Source organism: Vibrio sp. 10N.261.54.E10, assembly GCF_002877735.2.
Taxonomy (GTDB): Bacteria; Pseudomonadota; Gammaproteobacteria; order Enterobacterales; family Vibrionaceae; genus Vibrio; species Vibrio crassostreae_C.
On sequence record NZ_MCXE02000001.1, the window covers coordinates 608,416 to 626,644 of the forward strand.

The 18,229-nt window shown below is 46.3% G+C and carries 18 protein-coding genes; all 18 read left to right on the forward strand.

The annotated features are described in order from the left end of the window. Positions 1 to 149: 149 nt before the first annotated feature. The 18 genes from flhA (at position 150) to BCU07_RS02785 (ending at position 18,226) form a co-directional block, all read left to right on the forward strand. On the forward strand, positions 150 to 2,249 hold the full coding sequence (flhA, locus tag BCU07_RS02700) for a flagellar biosynthesis protein FlhA (protein ID WP_017064115.1): 2,100 nt from the start codon (positions 150 to 152) through the stop codon (positions 2,247 to 2,249). A 27-nt stretch (positions 2,250 to 2,276) separates the two neighbouring features. Further along, a complete protein-coding gene (gene flhF, locus BCU07_RS02705) occupies positions 2,277 to 3,839 on the forward strand; it encodes a flagellar biosynthesis protein FlhF (RefSeq protein ID WP_102429084.1) in 1,563 nt (520 codons plus the stop codon). 13 nt (positions 3,840 to 3,852) lie between these two features. After that, entirely contained in the window at positions 3,853 to 4,740 is an 888-nt protein-coding gene (locus BCU07_RS02710) for a MinD/ParA family protein (RefSeq protein ID WP_017060668.1), read from the forward strand. Beyond that, positions 4,733 to 5,467 carry an RNA polymerase sigma factor FliA gene (locus BCU07_RS02715; protein WP_017060667.1) on the forward strand — a complete coding sequence of 245 codons (735 nt, stop codon included), beginning with the start codon at positions 4,733 to 4,735 and terminating at the stop codon, positions 5,465 to 5,467. Before BCU07_RS02710 ends, BCU07_RS02715 begins: the two co-directional genes overlap by 8 nt. A 42-nt stretch (positions 5,468 to 5,509) precedes the next feature. After that, the gene (gene cheY / locus BCU07_RS02720) at positions 5,510 to 5,878 is read left to right on the forward strand and encodes a chemotaxis response regulator CheY (RefSeq protein WP_016767062.1); all 369 of its coding nucleotides are present in this window, start codon (positions 5,510 to 5,512) and stop codon (positions 5,876 to 5,878) included. Positions 5,879 to 5,983: 105 nt separating this feature from the next. Next, positions 5,984 to 6,715 (forward strand): protein phosphatase CheZ, encoded by a 732-nt coding sequence (locus BCU07_RS02725; protein ID WP_017064113.1) that lies wholly within the window; start codon positions 5,984 to 5,986, stop codon positions 6,713 to 6,715. Positions 6,716 to 6,724: 9 nt separating this feature from the next. Further along, positions 6,725 to 8,917 carry a chemotaxis protein CheA gene (locus BCU07_RS02730; protein ID WP_102429085.1) on the forward strand — a complete coding sequence of 731 codons (2,193 nt, stop codon included), beginning with the start codon at positions 6,725 to 6,727 and terminating at the stop codon, positions 8,915 to 8,917. Between the two features lie 13 nt (positions 8,918 to 8,930). Further along, positions 8,931 to 10,055 (forward strand): protein-glutamate methylesterase/protein-glutamine glutaminase, encoded by a 1,125-nt coding sequence (locus tag BCU07_RS02735; protein WP_017060664.1) that lies wholly within the window; start codon positions 8,931 to 8,933, stop codon positions 10,053 to 10,055. A 10-nt stretch (positions 10,056 to 10,065) separates the two neighbouring features. Beyond that, complete coding sequence (locus BCU07_RS02740; RefSeq protein ID WP_017071206.1) at positions 10,066 to 10,848, forward strand: ParA family protein; 783 nt, start codon at positions 10,066 to 10,068, stop codon at positions 10,846 to 10,848. Further along, positions 10,835 to 12,025, forward strand: coding sequence for a chemotaxis protein CheW (locus BCU07_RS02745; RefSeq protein ID WP_413286079.1), 1,191 nt, complete (start codon positions 10,835 to 10,837; stop codon positions 12,023 to 12,025). Before BCU07_RS02740 ends, BCU07_RS02745 begins: the two co-directional genes overlap by 14 nt. Positions 12,026 to 12,097: 72 nt before the next feature. Further along, positions 12,098 to 12,592 carry a chemotaxis protein CheW gene (locus BCU07_RS02750; protein ID WP_017064109.1) on the forward strand — a complete coding sequence of 165 codons (495 nt, stop codon included), beginning with the start codon at positions 12,098 to 12,100 and terminating at the stop codon, positions 12,590 to 12,592. Continuing rightward, positions 12,592 to 13,104 carry a DUF2802 domain-containing protein gene (locus BCU07_RS02755; protein WP_017060660.1) on the forward strand — a complete coding sequence of 171 codons (513 nt, stop codon included), beginning with the start codon at positions 12,592 to 12,594 and terminating at the stop codon, positions 13,102 to 13,104. The genes BCU07_RS02750 and BCU07_RS02755 overlap by 1 nt, the downstream gene beginning before the upstream one ends. Positions 13,105 to 13,382: 278 nt before the next feature. Next, positions 13,383 to 14,000, forward strand: a complete 618-nt coding sequence (gene ccmA, locus BCU07_RS02760) for a cytochrome c biogenesis heme-transporting ATPase CcmA (protein WP_017060659.1) — start codon at positions 13,383 to 13,385, stop codon at positions 13,998 to 14,000. Position 14,001: 1 nt separating this feature from the next. Beyond that, complete coding sequence (ccmB, locus tag BCU07_RS02765; protein WP_017060658.1) at positions 14,002 to 14,670, forward strand: heme exporter protein CcmB; 669 nt, start codon at positions 14,002 to 14,004, stop codon at positions 14,668 to 14,670. A 148-nt stretch (positions 14,671 to 14,818) separates the two neighbouring features. Then, positions 14,819 to 15,559, forward strand: coding sequence for a heme ABC transporter permease (locus BCU07_RS02770; protein ID WP_017060657.1), 741 nt, complete (start codon positions 14,819 to 14,821; stop codon positions 15,557 to 15,559). A gap of 14 nt (positions 15,560 to 15,573) precedes the next feature. Continuing rightward, positions 15,574 to 15,780, forward strand: coding sequence for a heme exporter protein CcmD (gene ccmD, locus BCU07_RS02775; protein ID WP_017060656.1), 207 nt, complete (start codon positions 15,574 to 15,576; stop codon positions 15,778 to 15,780). Beyond that, entirely contained in the window at positions 15,777 to 16,259 is a 483-nt protein-coding gene (gene ccmE / locus BCU07_RS02780) for a cytochrome c maturation protein CcmE (RefSeq protein WP_102429087.1), read from the forward strand. Before ccmD ends, ccmE begins: the two co-directional genes overlap by 4 nt. Next, entirely contained in the window at positions 16,256 to 18,226 is a 1,971-nt protein-coding gene (locus BCU07_RS02785) for a heme lyase CcmF/NrfE family subunit (RefSeq protein WP_102429088.1), read from the forward strand. The genes ccmE and BCU07_RS02785 overlap by 4 nt, the downstream gene beginning before the upstream one ends. Positions 18,227 to 18,229 lie beyond the last annotated feature (3 nt).

Below are 18,229 nucleotides of genomic sequence, written 5' to 3' on the forward strand. Positions count from 1 at the left end.
TATAGAGGTGATGGCGATAATTTGACGTGAGATGTTGGTACAGTGTTTGCTGTAGTAGCCTGAACATTATAAGCCCATAGCAAACAGCCCTGACTAAGACCTAATCCACTTGTTCAGAGAGCTACAACATAGCGAAACTGTCTAGATTTATGAAATTCTCCCTGCCTTTTGTGGACAAGCTACCTAAAATCCCTAACCGTGCCATGCCTGCGATTGGTGCACCTGTTATGGTACTTGCAACGCTTGCTATGGTGGTGTTGCCCATTCCAGCTTTCTTGTTGGATATGTTCTTCACCTTCAATATTGCACTGTCTATGGTTGTGCTATTGGTATCGGTTTATACCCGCAGGCCTTTAGATTTCGCTGCATTCCCGACCGTCCTGCTGATTGCGACTCTACTTCGATTGGCCTTGAACGTTGCTTCGACACGTGTGGTATTGCTCCATGGTCACGAAGGTGGCGACGCGGCAGGTAACGTGATTGAAGCCTTCGGTAACGTGGTTATCGGTGGTAACTACGCGGTTGGTTTAGTGGTGTTCTTGATTCTTATGATCATCAACTTCATGGTTGTAACCAAAGGTGCGGGTCGTATCTCGGAAGTAAGCGCGCGTTTCACGTTAGACGCCTTACCGGGTAAACAGATGGCAATCGATGCCGACTTGAACGCAGGTTTGATCGACCAAGACCAAGCGCGTCTGAGACGTTTTGAAGTCACCAAAGAAGCTGACTTCTACGGTTCGATGGACGGTGCTTCTAAGTTTGTTAAAGGCGATGCGATCGCTGGTATCTTAATCTTATTCATCAACATCATTGGTGGCTTGAGCATTGGTATGGCTCAGTTTGATCTTGGTTTTGGTGAAGCAATCGAAATCTACACGCTACTGACTATCGGTGATGGTCTGGTTGCACAAATTCCATCTCTATTACTGTCTATTGCAGCTGCGATGATGGTAACGCGCCAAAATACTGATGAAGATATGGGTGAGCAACTTGTCTTCCAGATGTTCGACAATCCAAAAGCCTTGATGATCACCGCCGCCATCCTTGGCATCATGGGTATTGTTCCGGGTATGCCACATTTCTCGTTCTTGAGCCTTGCCATCGTTGCAGGCGCGGGGGCGTATTACATCGATAAAAAGAACAAGAAGAAGGCGGAAGAGCCTAACCTTCCGGCGACAGTTGAAGCGAATGGAGAAGTAGGCTCTCAGAAGGAGCTCTCTTGGGATGATGTTCAACCTGTCGATATTATTGGTTTAGAAGTGGGTTACCGTTTAATTCCTTTGGTTGATAGAGACCAAGGTGGTGAATTGCTTGAACGCGTTAAAGGTGTGCGTAAAAAGCTGTCTCAAGACTTTGGTTTCTTGATCCCAGCGGTACACATTCGCGATAACCTAGAACTGACACCAAACAGCTACCGTATTACCCTGATGGGTGTTGCTGTGGGTGAAGCTGAGATTAAGCCAGACATGGAGCTCGCGATTAACCCGGGCCAAGTCTATGGCATGATCGATGGCGAGCCGACGATTGACCCTGCCTTTGGCCTTGAAGCGGTTTGGATTCGTGAAGAGCAGCGTGAACACGCACAAGCTCTAGGTTATACCGTTGTAGATTCTTCTACAGTACTGGCGACACACCTTAGCCAGCTGCTAACCAACAACGCATCACAGCTTATTGGTCATGAAGAAGTTCAGAACTTGCTTGAGATGCTCAGCCGCTCAACACCTAAGCTGGTTGAAGGTTTTGTACCGGATCAATTGCAGTTGGGTGTGGTTGTGAAAGTACTACAGAACCTGCTGAATGAAGCGATTCCAATTCGTGATATTCGAACCATAGTCCAAACTTTGTCGGAGTATTCAGGTAAGAGTCAAGAACCTGACATACTTACTGCGGCGGTTCGTATCTCATTGAAACGACTAATTGTTCAAGAAATCAATGGTATAGAACCAGAATTGCCAGTGATAACTTTGATTCCTGAGCTGGAACAAATCTTGCATCAAACCATGCAGGCATCCGGCGGAGAATCTGCTGGTATTGAACCTGGTTTAGCCGAACGTTTACAGACCTCCCTCAGCCACGCTACACAAGAGCAAGAGCTGAAAGGTGAGCCCGCGGTACTATTGACCTCTGGCGTGTTGCGTTCGACTCTGGCTAAGTTCGTGAAGAACACGATCCCAAGCTTACGAGTCTTGTCTTACCAAGAAATACCGGACGAAAAGCAGATACGTATCGTACAAGCTGTTGGTAATTAAGCCGCCTAATTAGAACGGACAATCGAATTGAAAATTAAACGATTTTTTGCAAAAGATATGCGAACGGCTCTGCTCCAAGTTAAAGAAGAACTTGGTTCAGAAGCGGTGATCATGTCTAACAAAAAGGTCGCAGGTGGCGTGGAAATTGTTGCCGCTATTGATGGCGAATCCAGCCCGTCGACAGCGAGCCAGAGACTAAATAAACCTCAGCAGCCTGCCCAAAGCCAATATACGCAAATGGCCGCGCCCGCAACTCCTGCAGGGCGACGTCAACTAGACGATGACAAGGTTAGCCTGCAGTCGAATGCTGAAGGTGGACGCTCAATGACCAAGCGCTTTGCGAATATGCTAAAGCAATACAGTCATGGCGCCGATGATGAGCCACAACATCGTGCTGGAAATGAAGATTCATTGTCAGCATTGCTCAATCGTCAATCAAGCACGGGTCATAAGCCTCATAGTCATCAGACTCAAAGCAATTTGCAGTCTCATGGCCATCAGCAATCTCACGGAAACCAACAGTCTCACGGCAATCTTGATTCAGCATTTGCTCGTGAAACGGGTTTGTCTAAGTTGATTGCTGAAGACCGCAGAGTAGAGCGCCCGGCACCTCGCTTGGATCCTACCCGTTATGATCGTGGTCGAGAGAACACTCAGTCCAAAGGTTCTGATACTGAAATGGAAACGATGCGCGAAGAGATGACCTCAATTCGTCGTCTGTTAGAGCATCAAGTTTCTGGGTTGATGTGGCAAGAAGTTGAGCGCCGTGAACCACTGAGAGCCATGCTTATTAAGCGCCTTGAACGTATGGGTGTATCTGCAGAGCTTGCCGATCAAATGGCTTGCTACATTCCTGAAGATACTAAACCTGCACGTGCATGGAAGGCTCTGTTAGCTCTGGTTGCTGACCAAATCTCCGTTACACAAAAAGATATTTTAAAACGCGGCGGTATTGTGGCTCTACTTGGCCCAACCGGCGTGGGTAAAACAACGACTGTTGCAAAACTAGCTGCACGTGCCGCCATGGAGTATGGCGCAGACAACGTCGCACTAGTGACAACCGACACATATCGTATAGGTGCACATGAGCAGTTATCGATTTATGGTCGAATTATGGGTTGTCCTGTAAGAGTTGCTAAAGATTCTAGTGAGTTGGCCGATGTAATATATCAGTTACGTAATCGTCGCCTAATTCTGGTCGATACTGCAGGCATGGGACAACGAGATGTTCGCCTATCTGAGCAGTTAGACACATTGATGCAAGAGAGTGGTTCCGTTATCAATAGCTACCTTGTGTTGCCTGCAACCGCGCAACGCAAAGTGCTGCAAGAAACAATTGAACACTTTAGAAGAATCCCGTTGTCGGGATGCATCATGACTAAGCTGGATGAATCCCTAAGTCTAGGTGAATTCATCAGTGTCGTAATACAAAATGCATTACCAGTTGCTTACATAGCAAATGGTCAACGAGTTCCTGAAGATATCGTTATAGCTCAGCCAAAGTACATGATTGCTAAGGCTAATGAGCTATTAGAAAAATCTACAGAGAATGAACCTCATTACTGGAATAGCGATTCTGAAGGGCTCTAGGCGGCGGATAAATATGAATGAAAATATGATACATGACCAAGCTAGCGGCCTCCGTCGCTTAACCAAGCCTTCACTCACAAAAGTTATCGCTGTAACCGGTGGTAAGGGAGGCGTTGGTAAATCTAATGTGACGTTAGGTATGGCTATTTGCATGGCGCGCCAAGGCAAAAAAGTCATGGTGCTAGATGCCGATTTAGGACTAGCGAACGTCGATATCATGCTAGGTATTCGTTCTAAACGAAACCTTGGGCATGTGTTGGCTGGCGAATGTGAACTTAAGGATGCGATTGTCGAAGGGCCGCACGGAATTAAAATTATTCCAGCGACATCGGGCACTCAAAGCATGACTGAACTTTCACACGCACAGCATGCTGGTTTGATTCGCGCATTCGGTTCGCTTGAAGACGAGATGGATATCTTGTTGGTTGATACCGCAGCCGGTATTTCGGACATGGTGATCAGCTTCTCAAGAGCGGCGCAAGACGTGGTTGTCGTGGTATGTGATGAACCTACCTCGATCACGGATGCATATGCTTTGATTAAGCTTTTAAGCAGAGAACACCAAGTTCAGCGATTCAAAGTTGTTGCAAATATGGTCAGAAGCTACCGCGAAGGCCGAGAATTATTTGCAAAGTTGACTTTGGTCACAGAGCGCTTCTTGAATGTGAGCCTCGAACTCGTAGCATGTATTCCTTTAGATGATAAAGTACGTCAATCAGTCAAGAGACAGAAAATCGTAGTCGATGCGTTTCCTCGCTCTCCAGCTGCATTGGCAATCAGCTCTTTGGCTAACAAAGCCTTGACCTGGCCAATACCAAAAACACCGAGCGGACACTTGGAGTTCTTTGTTGAAAGGCTGCTGAATCGTACTGAATTTATAGAGGAACCATTTGGTGAATAAAGCGCTTACTTACGACCAACACGCTAATCACAATAGCCAACAGGCTTTTTTTGAGAAGTACTCTGTGTTGGTTAAACGTATCGCTCATCACTTGTTGGGGCGATTACCGCCTAATGTATTGGTTGATGACTTAATTCAAGCTGGCATGATCGGCTTGATTGAAGCGCAACAAAACTATGATGGTACCAAAGGCGCAAGCTTTGAGACGTATGCTGGTATTCGGATTCGCGGGGCAATGTTGGATGACATTCGCCGTGGGGACTGGGTGCCGAGATCGGTTCATAAGAACAATCGAGAAATCAGCAGTGCAATTGCGGAATTAGAGGGTATCCTCAACCGCGACCCGAGTGATGCCGAAGTGGCAAAACACATGGGGCTCAGTTTAGAGCAGTATCACAGTGCTTTAACTGACATTAATTGCTCAAGACTGGTTGGAATTGAAGATTTAGGCGTCTCAGATGATGTAATATCTCCGAATGAAGACTCTCAAGATAATACGCCTTTTCAAGGGGTTGCTGATGAGTCATTCCGCCAAGCTTTGATCGATTCGATAAAACAACTTCCGGAAAGGGAAGGCCTTGTGCTTTCGCTTTATTACGACGAAGAACTCAATTTAAAAGAGATTGGGGAAGTGTTAGGTGTCAGCGAATCTCGTGTCAGCCAAATACTGAGCCAATCTATGCAGCGTTTACGCACTAAGTTAAGTGCTTGGACACAGAACGACTAACAACACTGATCCTATTCAGTGGAGGCTAATTTGAACAAAAACATGAAAATTCTCATTGTTGATGATTTTTCAACGATGCGCCGAATTGTTAAAAACCTACTTCGCGATTTAGGTTTCAACAACACTCAAGAAGCAGATGATGGCTTGACCGCGTTACCTATGCTGAAAAAAGGCGAATTTGATTTCGTGGTAACTGACTGGAACATGCCAGGCATGCAAGGGATTGACCTGCTTAAACACATTCGCGCAGACGCAGAACTTAAGCACCTTCCAGTGCTTATGATCACAGCTGAAGCGAAGCGTGAGCAGATCATCGAAGCTGCGCAAGCGGGTGTTAATGGTTACATTGTGAAGCCTTTCACTGCTGCAACGCTGAAAGAGAAACTTGATAAGATTTTTGATCGCTTATAAGCATCAATAAATTTAGGCACTTCTAGGTAAACACTGACTGATAAGTTATCTGTTTATCTCGATAGCCTAAGCGCACAAAGTATGCGGAGTAAGGCCGAATTCAGGATGATTTCATTAGAACAAGCAAAAAAATTAGTAGAGCTGCTTGAGAACGATGAGCAGCAAAATGCTGATTCTCTTGTGAGAAGCATTTATGAAGATAACTTTAGTCTTCAAGACAATCCAATGCTTCAAGAAATAGGAAGTCTGACACGCGACCTCCACGACTCTTTGACTCAATTCAATTTCGATGAACGCATCAGCGTTATCGCAAATGACGAAATCCCTGATGCAAGGGATCGCCTTCAGTATGTCATTGATAAAACGGAAGTTGCGGCAAATAAGACGATGGACGCTGTCGATCGCTGTATGCCAATCGCAGACAACCTACACGAGTGTTTACTTCAAGTAAGGCCTCAATGGAATGAACTGATGCATGGCCGCATTGAGCTGGCACAATTTAAAGCTTTATGTCACCGCATTGATGGATTGCTTGTCCAAGTAGAAGGCGACAGTACTGAACTACGCGGACAATTGACTGAAATCTTGATGGCTCAGGATTTCCAAGATTTAACTGGGCAGATAATCAGCAAAGTTATTACCTTGGTGAATGAGGTGGAAGGACGTTTGGTCGAGATTCTCACGGTATTCGGTGCGAATCAAAAAGAGCCAACTCCAGAGTCAGAGAAGAAAGCATCGATTGCGCCTGAAGGTCCAATTATGAACCCAGAAGAGCGCGAAGACGCTGTCGCATCTCAAGATGAAGTCGACGATTTGTTATCCAGTCTTGGATTTTAAAGGTAACGTATGAGCTACGATTTAGACGAAGATATTCTTCAGGACTTTTTAGTCGAAGCAGGAGAGATCCTTGAACTCCTATCAGAACAACTGGTAGAGCTTGAGAATAACCCTGACGACAAAGACCTATTAAATGCTATTTTCCGTGGTTTCCATACAGTAAAAGGTGGTGCTGGTTTCCTAGCATTAACTGAGCTGGTGGATACTTGTCATGGTGCTGAGAATGTGTTCGACATTCTGCGAAACGGCCAACGCAGCGTAACATCAGGTTTGATGGATACCATGCTGCAGGCGCTAGATACAGTCAATGTACAGTTTCGCGCCGTGCAAGATCAGGAACCTTTAGTGCCAGCCGACCAATCTTTATTGGATGAACTTCACCGTCTCTGTAAACCAGAGTCTGCGGATGAAGTGGCACCAGTAGAAGCGCCTGCACCTATTATCCCTGAACCTGTTGTTGCAGCGCCTGAGCCTGTTATTGCTCCGGAACCTACTGCTGAAAGCTCAAACATCAATGCATCTTCAGTCGATGATATCTCTGAAGATGAGTTTGAACGCTTGCTTGATGAGCTTCACGGTAAAGGTGGTTCACCAACAGCGCCTTCTGCACCAACACCGCCGCCAGCACCCGCTGCACCTCAGTCTGTTGCTGACAGTGGTGATATTACTGATGACGAATTTGAAAAGTTATTAGATGAATTGCACGGTGCGGGTAAGAGCCCGACAGCGGCAAGTTCAACGCCTCCTCCACCGCCACCGCCGCCAGCAGCACCTGTTTCGGCGATGTCTGAAGGCGATGATCTGATGACTGACGAAGAGTTCGAGAAGTTACTTGACCAACTACATGGCTCAGGTAATGGACCTTCGATTGAAGAATTGGATGCCGCGACTAAGCCAGCAGAAGTTAAGGCAGTAGCACCTCAAGCTGCGCCTAAACCTGCTGCGCCAGTTGCCGTTAAAGCTGAGCCAAAACCGAGCGCTCCAGCAAAAGCTGAAGTTAAAGTGCCGGCTAAGAAGCAACAAGCTGAAGCGACAGTTCGTGTTGATACATCAACACTGGACACCATCATGAACATGGTGGGTGAACTGGTATTGGTGCGTAACCGACTAGTCAGCCTAGGCCTCAACAGCAACGACGAAGAAATGTCGAAAGCTGTCTCTAACTTAGATGTTGTTACTGCAGACCTTCAAGGTGCGGTAATGAAGACTCGTATGCAGCCGATCAAGAAAGTATTTGGTCGCTTCCCACGAGTTGTCCGTGACCTTGCTCGTAGCTTGAAGAAAGACATCGTTCTTGAAATGCGTGGCGAAGAAACGGACCTTGATAAAAACTTAGTAGAAGCACTTGCTGATCCCCTGATTCACTTGGTGAGAAACTCTGTCGATCATGGTATTGAAATGCCAAACGACCGTGTTGCTGCGGGTAAATCACAAACGGGTAAAGTGATTCTGTCTGCCTCTCAAGAAGGTGACCACATTGAACTGGCTATCGTTGATGACGGTGGCGGTATGGACCCTGATAAGCTTCGTGCTATCGCGGTTAAACGTGGCCTGATGGATGAAGATGCAGCGTCTCGCTTATCAAATAAAGAGTGTTTCAACCTGATTTTTGCTCCTGGCTTCTCAAGCAAAGAGCAGATCTCGGATATCTCTGGTCGTGGTGTGGGCATGGACGTTGTGAAAACAGCGATTAACACACTGAACGGCTCTATTGATATTGATTCAGAAATGGGACAGGGCACCAAGATCACCATCAAGGTTCCACTAACCCTAGCGATTCTACCAACCTTGATGGTCGGTGTTGCCGGTCATCCATTTGCATTGCCATTGGCTTCTGTAAACGAGATCTTCCACCTAGATTTAAGCCGCACAAACGTGGTTGATGGCCAGCTGACGATTATCGTTCGCGATAAGTCTATTCCGTTGTTCTACTTGCAAAACTGGCTTGCTCCTAAAGCGGGTATTGTTGAGCTGCGTAAAGGGCACGGCCATGTTGTTATCGTACAACTTGGTAGCCAACGTGTTGGTTTTGTTGTCGATACGCTTATCGGTCAAGAAGAAGTCGTGATCAAGCCGCTTGATAAGCTTCTGCAAGGTACGCCAGGAATGGCAGGTGCGACAATTACAAGTGACGGACACATTGCATTGATTCTAGATGTGCCGGACTTGTTGAAGCAGTACGCAGCTGCGTCAAGAATTTAATTTAAGGATAAATATGGCGATTAAAGTATTAGTCGTTGATGATTCGAGTTTCTTTCGTCGTCGCGTTAGCGAGATCATCAACTCAGAGGCTCGCCTAGAAGTCATTGATGTAGCAGTAAACGGTAAAGAAGCCGTTGAAAAAGCGAAACAGCTAAGACCTGACGTAATCACGATGGATATTGAAATGCCTGTCATGGACGGTATCACTGCCGTTCGTGAAATCATGGCCGCGTCTCCAACGCCTATTTTGATGTTTTCATCGTTAACGCATGATGGAGCGAGAGCAACGTTAGATGCGTTAGATGCAGGTGCTCTCGACTTCCTTCCTAAGAAGTTTGAAGACATTGCACGTAACCGCGACGATGCAGTTGCATTGCTTCAACAGCGTGTGATTCAGATTGCAGCGAAGCGTGCGTTTATGCGCCGTGCTCCTATTGCGCCGAGAGCGACTGCGACGACTGCAACATCTACGCCATTGCGCCAACCGATTTCAACAGCAGCTTCGACTTCGACAGCGAAGCCTGCGGTTGCATCAACGGCGAAATTCAGAGCGTCAGGTAAGAAGTATCAATTAACAGCAATTGGTACGTCGACTGGCGGCCCTGTTGCTCTACAGAAGATTTTGACTCGCATCCCTGCTAACTATCCACACCCAATTGTGTTAGTTCAGCATATGCCAGCAACATTCACAGCTGCTTTTGCTAGTCGATTGAACACCTTGTGTAAGATTGAAGTTCGCGAAGCGCAAGACGGTGATGTGTTGAAACCAGGAGTGGCGTATCTTGCTCCGGGTGGTAAACAGATGATGGTTGATGGCCGCGCAGGGTCTGCACGTCTAAGAATTATCGATGGCGGCGACCGCATGAACTACAAGCCTTGTGTGGATGTCACATTCGGCTCTGCAGCGAAGATCTACGGCGACAAAGTGTTGTCTATGATCCTGACTGGTATGGGCGCAGATGGTCGAGAAGGTTCGCGTATGTTGAAAACTGCGGGCTCGACAATTTGGGCACAAGACGAAGATAGCTGTGTTGTATATGGTATGCCTCAAGCTGTAGCAAAAGCTGGCATTTCTACTGAAGACCTCCCTCTAGACCGTATCGCGGAAAGGATCTTGGTCGAAGTTGGGTTAGCTTAGGTAAATCGAAATGATTGTTTGGAGTGTTGCAAACCAAAAAGGTGGTGTTGGTAAAACGACCACGACCGTGACTCTAGCAGGTTTACTTGCGTTGAAGGGGCACCGTGTTCTGTTGGTTGATACTGACCCACATGCATCACTGACCACCTATCTGGGTTACGATTCAGATACGGTGGAATCGAGCCTGTTTGATCTGTTCCAGTTGCGTGAGTTTAACGTGCAGACGGTAAGACCTTTGCTTTTACAAACAGAAGTCGAAGGTATCGATATTATCCCTGCGCACATGTCTTTGGCGACATTAGACCGTGTAATGGGAAATCGAAGCGGCATGGGGTTGATCTTGAAGCGTGCTTTAGCCGCTTTGAAAGACGACTATGACTATGTATTGATCGATTGCCCGCCAATTCTGGGTGTGATGATGGTCAATGCATTGGCTGCTAGCGATCGTATATTGATTCCGGTACAGACTGAGTTTTTGGCGATGAAGGGCTTAGAGCGCATGATTCGCACTTTGACCATCATGCAGAAGTCTCGCAAAACACCGTTTAAGGTTACGATTGTCCCAACGATGTACGACAAGCGAACCAAAGCCTCACTGCAAACATTAACGCAGCTCAAAGATGATTACCCAAACCAAGTTTGGACGTCTGCTGTGCCGATTGATACCAAGTTTCGAGATGCGAGCCTAAAGCGCTTGCCAGCCTCTCATTTTGCATCGGGTAGCCGTGGTGTATTTGCTTATAAACAGTTGCTTATTTATCTCGAAAGGTTGGCGATAAATGAGCGCGAATAAAGAATCAACATTGGCGCAGCCAAGTCTCTCCAGTGAACAAGCACTGGATGATTATTTTACTGCGCTGTTAGGTGATGAAAGCTTTGAATCTGACGATTTTTTTGTTGACGAGTCGAGCGACGAATCACAATCTGAAGAGCCAGAGCCAGAGCCAGAGCCAGAGCCAGAGCCAGAGCCAGAGCCAGAGCCAGAGCCAGAGCCAGAGCCAGAGCCAGAGCCAGAGCCAGAGCCAGAGCCAGAGCCAGAGCCAGAGCCAGAGCCAGAGCCAGAGCGCCAATTTTCGAGTCACCACTCAAGCTACGCAGAAATACGCGCGGCTGAGTTTGAGGTTCCTAACCTTGAAGATGTTCAGAAACTACTCAGCCGTTTAGAGGCGACCAATGTTGTTGATGAACTGAACCTTGATGAGTTGATGGATCAGAACACCCAGAAAATCGCCCAGCAAGCAGACATGCAAATGTTTGATGCCGCGGTTGAGTCTGTTCAAGTGTTCGAAGAGCCAGAGATTCAGGATTGGAATCTTCCAGAACCCGATTTATCAATTGTTGTAGAGCCACCTGTTGAATCGCAGCAAATTGAAGAGTTACAAGCTGAATCGTTGGAGACGGAACAAGTAGAAGTTAAGGCTGTTGAGCCTGAACTTGACGTTCCTGATCCCGAGACAGTTATTGAACCCGAAACTCAAGCAGGAGGTGCTGACCAGTTTACCTCTTGGGAAAGTACGGTTCGCAAAGAAGACTTTCAAGTCTTGTATTTTGATGTAAACGGCGTGACCTTTGCGGTGCCACTTGATGAGCTTGGCGGCATCCATCGCCTTGAAGAGTTAAGTCATATCATTGGTAAGCCAGCTTGGTATTTGGGTTTACAAACCAACCGTGATAGTCAGCTAGATGTGGTCGACACCGCAAAATGGGTGATGTCTGAGAAACTATCAGGTGACGAATACAAAGAAAACTATCAATATATAGTGATGCTTGGAGAGAGCTTGTGGGGCCTGGCGGGCACAGAGCTCAAAGGCACCGAGCTACTTAATACAGACAAAGTACGTTGGCGAGAAATGGCAGGGAAACGCCCATGGCTCGCTGGTATGGTAAAAGAAAAAATGTGTGCTTTGATTCATGTTGAAGCATTAATCGCCATGCTAAACGCAGGGCTAGATGTAAAAGCATTAAGCTAGTAATAAGCATTGGGCTAACAATAAGCATCAAGTTAATAATAGTGGTCGGTAACGACGGCAAGAGGATTATCTATGTCTCATATGAGTGAAGTTGAAGTAAGAAAAGAGCAAACGAATGATGAAGTACTTCAATGGGTGACTTTCCAGCTAGAAGAAGAAACTTACGGCATCAACGTAATGCAAGTACGTGAAGTACTACGTTACAGCGAAATTGCTCCAGTACCGGGTGCTCCAGATTACGTTCTAGGTATTATTAACCTACGTGGTAACGTTGTTACTGTTATCGACACTCGTTCTCGCTTTGGTTTGATGCAAGGTGAAATCACAGACAACACTCGTATCATCGTTATTGAATCTGAGCGTCAAGTAATTGGCATTCTAGTAGATAGCGTTGCTGAAGTGGTTTACCTGCGTTCTTCTGAAATCGACACAACGCCAAGTGTTGGTACTGATGAAAGTGCTAAGTTCATCCAAGGTGTAAGTAACCGAGATGGCAAGCTACTTATCTTAGTAGATCTAAACAAACTACTAAGCGAAGACGAATGGGATGAGATGGCTCACCTGTAATGTTTGAAGCGCTTCCTTTAAGCCCTGTCGCTCTGATATCAGGCGTTGGGGTTTTTACGTTATTTATCCTGATTTTGATTAGCAAAGTAAAACGTGCGATTCAAAAGCAGCTCGATCAGTCACGCCTGCAAGTTCGTAACTTGGACAAAGAGCTTCAAAAATCGAGTAAGCAATTACTTGAGGTTCGCTCTGTTGTGGTTGGCCTTGGCCAGAAAGTGACTGAACAACAAGATCTTATCAAACATTTGAATGAACGTATTGTTGAGCTGGAACATGCGGATACCGATGGACGTTTGTACACACGTGCAACGAAAATGGTTCAGCTTGGCGCTGGGATTAACGAGTTAATTGAAGAATGTGAATTACCCAAAGCAGAAGCTGAGCTGATGATGTCTCTGCAGAACAAGCTTGCTGGTAAAGAGAAAATTCCTTCATTACGAAGCGACCCTTCATCGTACGATCAGCAACCCGATGCCTCTCGCGATCGCAGAGACCCGCCTCGACGTCGTTAAATTGAGCGCTTAATTCGTATTGAGCAATTGATGTTTATTACGTATTCCTCTTAAAAGAAGCTTCGGCTTCTTTTTTTATGCCTGTCCGATCTATATAGAACGATGTTTATAAGTGCTTGTATCTACGACAATATCTTGTTTGTTGATGAAAATGTGTAAATTGTGATGAGGTGGTAACAGTTTCTTACCGACTTTGTTCTATCGAAAACGCCTAGTCCTGTTTTGTCACCATGTTGGTGTGCTACTATAGCGCTCTCATTACTCGACTAAATTTACCTATGCTAGAAGTCTCAAATTTAACTGCTATTCGTGACGACAGGATTCTGTTTGAATCGTTGTCTTTTCAATTGAAACCAGGTGAGCTGGTTCAAGTTGAAGGTCGTAACGGTACCGGGAAAACGACACTCCTTAGGATTATTACTGGCTTAGGTGATCGCGATGACGGCACTATCTCTTGGGACGGTGAGTCTATTGAATCGAGTCGAGATGTTTATCATCAAAATTTACTTTTTCTTGGTCACCAAACAGGCGTAAAGCGCGAGCTTAGTGCTTATGAGAATCTGAGCTTTTATCAGTCGATTCACAGTGGCGGTACCAGCAAAGAAGAGCTTTATCACGCGCTGGCTCAAGTCGGGCTTGCGGGCAGAGAAGACGTACCTGCGGGGCAACTTTCAGCAGGCCAACAACGCCGAGTTGCGTTGGCTCGCCTTTGGTTGAGCAAGCAAATGTTGTGGATTCTTGATGAGCCGCTGACTGCCATTGATAAGCAGGGCGTGAAAGTTCTCGAATCTCTTTTTTCTCAGCATGCAGACAACGGTGGCATTGTGTTGTTAACCACACACCAAGATATGTTTGCTGATAGCCCGAAACTAAGAAAAATAAAGTTGGGTGAGTAATATGATCTCTTCAATGACCACGATTATCCGACGCGAACTGCTTATCGCGTTTCGACGTCAAGCGGATATCTTTAACCCTTTGTGGTTCTTCATCATTGTTATCACGCTTTTCCCTTTGAGTATTGGCCCAGAGCCAAACCTACTTGCGCGTATTGCTGCGGGTATTGTTTGGGTGGCCGCTTTGCTCTCTGCATTGCTCTCTTTAGAGCGTCTTTTCCGTGATGATTTTCAAGATGGCGCCCTTGAACAGATGATGCTGATGCCAATCCCGTTGCAGTTGGTAGTATTGTCCAAAGTCATAGCACACTGGTTGTTGACCGGGTTACCATTGATTTTAATCAGCCCATTATTGGCTGTTTTGTTGTCTTTAGATTTTGATACATGGCTCTCAGTTGTGTTGACCTTGCTGGTAGGAACACCCGCATTGAGTTTTATTGGTGCGATTGGTGTTGCGTTAACCGTTGGGTTACAGAAGGGCGGAGTCCTGTTAAGCCTGTTAATCTTGCCGCTTTACATCCCCATTTTAATCTTCGCGACGTCAGCAATTGACGCTGCGGCTTTGGGCGTTGCATACAACGGTCAATTGGCGGTGCTTGGGGCAATGTTAATGGGTGCGATGACTATGACGCCTTTTGCGATCAGTGCCGCACTTAGAGTGAGTGTGAACTGATTGGGGTTCCGTTATCGTATAGCCAATGTGAACCAAATGTGACGATTGGACTCATAGAGTCAATAAAACTGAAAGCAAGACAAATAAAATTATTATAATTATAGCTTTAATAGCTGTAAGCAATATGAAGTAAGAGTGAGATTACAACATGTGGAAATGGCTCCATCCCTATGCCAAAGCAGAAACCTCTTATCAGCTTGCTGGTAAACTTTTGCCATGGTTTTCGATCCTAGCGCTATTGTGTCTATCCGTCGGTACCGTGTGGGGGCTTGCATTTGCGCCTTCTGATTACCAACAAGGCGATAGCTTCCGTATCATCTACATCCATGTACCGTCTGCAATCTGGTCTATGGGTGTTTACATGTCGATGGCGATTGCTGCCTTTATCGGTTTGGTATGGCAGGTAAGGCTATCAGACATGGCCGCACTGGCGATGGCACCGATTGGTGCTGTGTTTACCTTCATTGCGTTACTAACCGGCGCTGTTTGGGGTAAACCAATGTGGGGCGCCTGGTGGGTTTGGGATGCGCGTTTAACCTCAGAGCTGATTCTTCTATTCCTATACTTGGGTGTGATTGCACTACACCACGCTTTTGACGACCAAAAAACAGCAGCAAAAGCGGCAGGCATTTTGGCTATCGTTGGTGTCATCAACCTACCTATCATTCACTTTTCAGTAGAGTGGTGGAACACACTTCACCAAGGCGCGACCATTACTAAGTTCGACAAGCCTTCTATTTCAAGTGACATGTTATGGCCGCTTCTTCTTAACATCTTCGGCTTCGCTTTCTTCTTTGGTGCTTTAACCATGATTCGTTTCCGTAACGAAATCATCAGTAAAGAAAGTCACCGTCCATGGGTTCGCAAGCTTGCGGCTGAAAAAGCGTAGTAGGGTAGGTAATTATGTATTTTGAATCTTTGAGTGATTTCTTAGCCATGGGAGGTTATGCCTCGTATGTCTGGAGTGCATTTGGAATCACATTCCTCGCGATGATCATTTTACTGGTCGTAAGCGTTCGTCGTGGTAAGCAATTACTAAATGAAGTACAAGCTAAGATTGATCGTCAAGCTCGTATCGATGCAGCAAAAAATATGGAGAACACTCTATGAACCCAAGACGTAAAAAGAGGCTGGGCATTGTCTTAGCGATCTTTTTTGGTATCAGTGCGACTGTTGGATTGATGGTTTACGCACTTAACCAGAACATGGATCTGTTCTACACACCAACTGAGCTGGTCAACGGCAAAGATGGTAAAAAGCCTGAAGTTGGTCAACGCCTACGTATTGGTGGCATGGTCGTAGTCGGCTCTGTAAGCCGTGACACTGAATCACTACGTGTAAGCTTCGATTTGGCGGATGTAGGCCCTAAAGTAACAATTCTATACGATGGTATCCTTCCTGATCTTTTCCGTGAAGGCCAAGGTATTGTTGCTCAGGGTGTCCTTAAAAATGCAACGACAATCGAAGCGTTTGAGGTGTTGGCAAAGCACGATGAAGAGTACATGCCTTCTGAAGTTGCGGAAGCAATGAAGAAAACCCATGAGCCTTTGCAATACACGACTGAACAAAAAGAAGGAAATGCTCAATGATAGCCGAGATCGGCCATTTTGCGATGATCCTGTCCTTGGGACTTGCATTGCTGCTAAGCGTGCTCCCATTGTATGGAGCCGCTCGAAATAACACATTATTGATGAACAGCGCACGACCGTTGTCGTGGGGTATGTTCGGATTCTTAGCGATTTCGTTCTTTATCTTGTGTTACGCGTTTTACACAAATGATTTTACGATTCAATACGTAGCAAGTAACTCAAACAGCCAACTACCTTGGTACTACCGAATTACGGCGGTTTGGGGTGCGCACGAAGGTTCATTACTGCTTTGGGTTCTCATCCAAGCGGGTTGGACTGTAGCAGTAGCGACATTCAGTCGTGGTATGCCTCAAGAGTCTGTGGCTCGCGTTTTGGCTATCATGGGTCTGATTACTGTCGGCTTCTTGCTGTTCATTATCGTGACGTCTAACCCGTTCTTACGTACATTGCCTTTCTTCCCTGTTGATGGCCGTGACCTGAACCCACTACTGCAAGATCCGGGTTTGATTATTCACCCGCCAATGCTTTACATGGGTTATGTAGGTTTCTCTGTTGCGTTCTCTTTCGCAATCGCTTCTCTAATGAGTGGTCGTCTTGATACGGCATGGGCTCGTTGGTCGCGTCCTTGGACAATCGCAGCTTGGTTATTCCTAACGGTAGGTATCGCACTAGGTTCATGGTGGGCTTACTACGAACTTGGCTGGGGTGGCTGGTGGTTCTGGGATCCAGTAGAAAACGCTTCATTCATGCCTTGGTTGGCTGGTACTGCTCTAATGCACTCACTAGCGGTAACTGAGAAGCGTGGCACATTTAAAGCTTGGACAGTACTGCTGGCTATCTCCGCATTCTCGCTAAGCTTACTAGGGACATTCTTAGTTCGTTCGGGCATCTTGGTATCGGTTCACGCATTCGCGTCGGATCCTGCTCGTGGTATGTTTATTCTAGGTTTCCTAGTCTTTGTTATCGGTGGTTCACTGCTGTTGTTTGCTATTAAAGGCGCATCGGTTCGTGTTCGCGGTAACTTCGATCTGGTTTCTCGTGAAAACGCACTGCTTGGTAACAACATCTTACTGATTGCAGCGCTTGTCGTTGTGTTAGTAGGTACGCTACTGCCATTAGTTCACAAACAGTTAGGCTTGGGCTCGGTATCTATCGGTGCACCATTCTTTGATATGTTGTTCTTCTGGTTAATAATCCCGTTCTCGTTCCTGCTTGGTATCGGTCCTCTGATCCGATGGAAACGTGACAACCTGTCTAAGCTTGTTAAACCAATGCTGATTTCAGGTGCACTCTCACTTGGCTTGAGTGCGCTAATGGTTGCTCTACTGGCTGACCGCTTCAGTGGTACTGCGTTTGCTGGTTGGGTAATGGCGTTCTGGATCATCTTCATGCACGGCTTTGAGCTGCATGAGCGTGCGACTCACCGTCATACATTCTTGAAAGGTCTAACTAAGCTACCTCGTAGTCACTGGGCAATGATGTGTGGTCACATAGGTTTAGCCGTGACAGTGATTGGTATCGCGATGGTGCAAAACTACAGCATCGAACGTGATGTACGTCTGGCGCCAGGTGAAAGCTACCAGCTTGAAGAATACAGCTTCCTGTTTACAGGGGTTCGTGACAAAGATGGTCCTAACTACGATGGTTACATTGCTGACTTTGAAATTACTAAAGAAGGCAAATACATCAACACGCTTCACGCTGAAAAACGTTTCTACACCACAGCTAAGTCTATGATGACAGAAGCAGCGATTGACCGTGGCGTAACGCGCGACCTTTACATTGCAATGGGTGAACGTTTAGACGACAACAAATCTTGGGCTGTACGTATCTACTACAAACCATTTGTACGTTGGATCTGGGCAGGTTCTTTGATTATGTCGATTGGTGGCGCTATTGCTATCAGTGACCGTCGTTACCGTTTCCGTAAGACAACCAAAAAGTCGGCTGAAGAGCAGGAGGCTTAATTC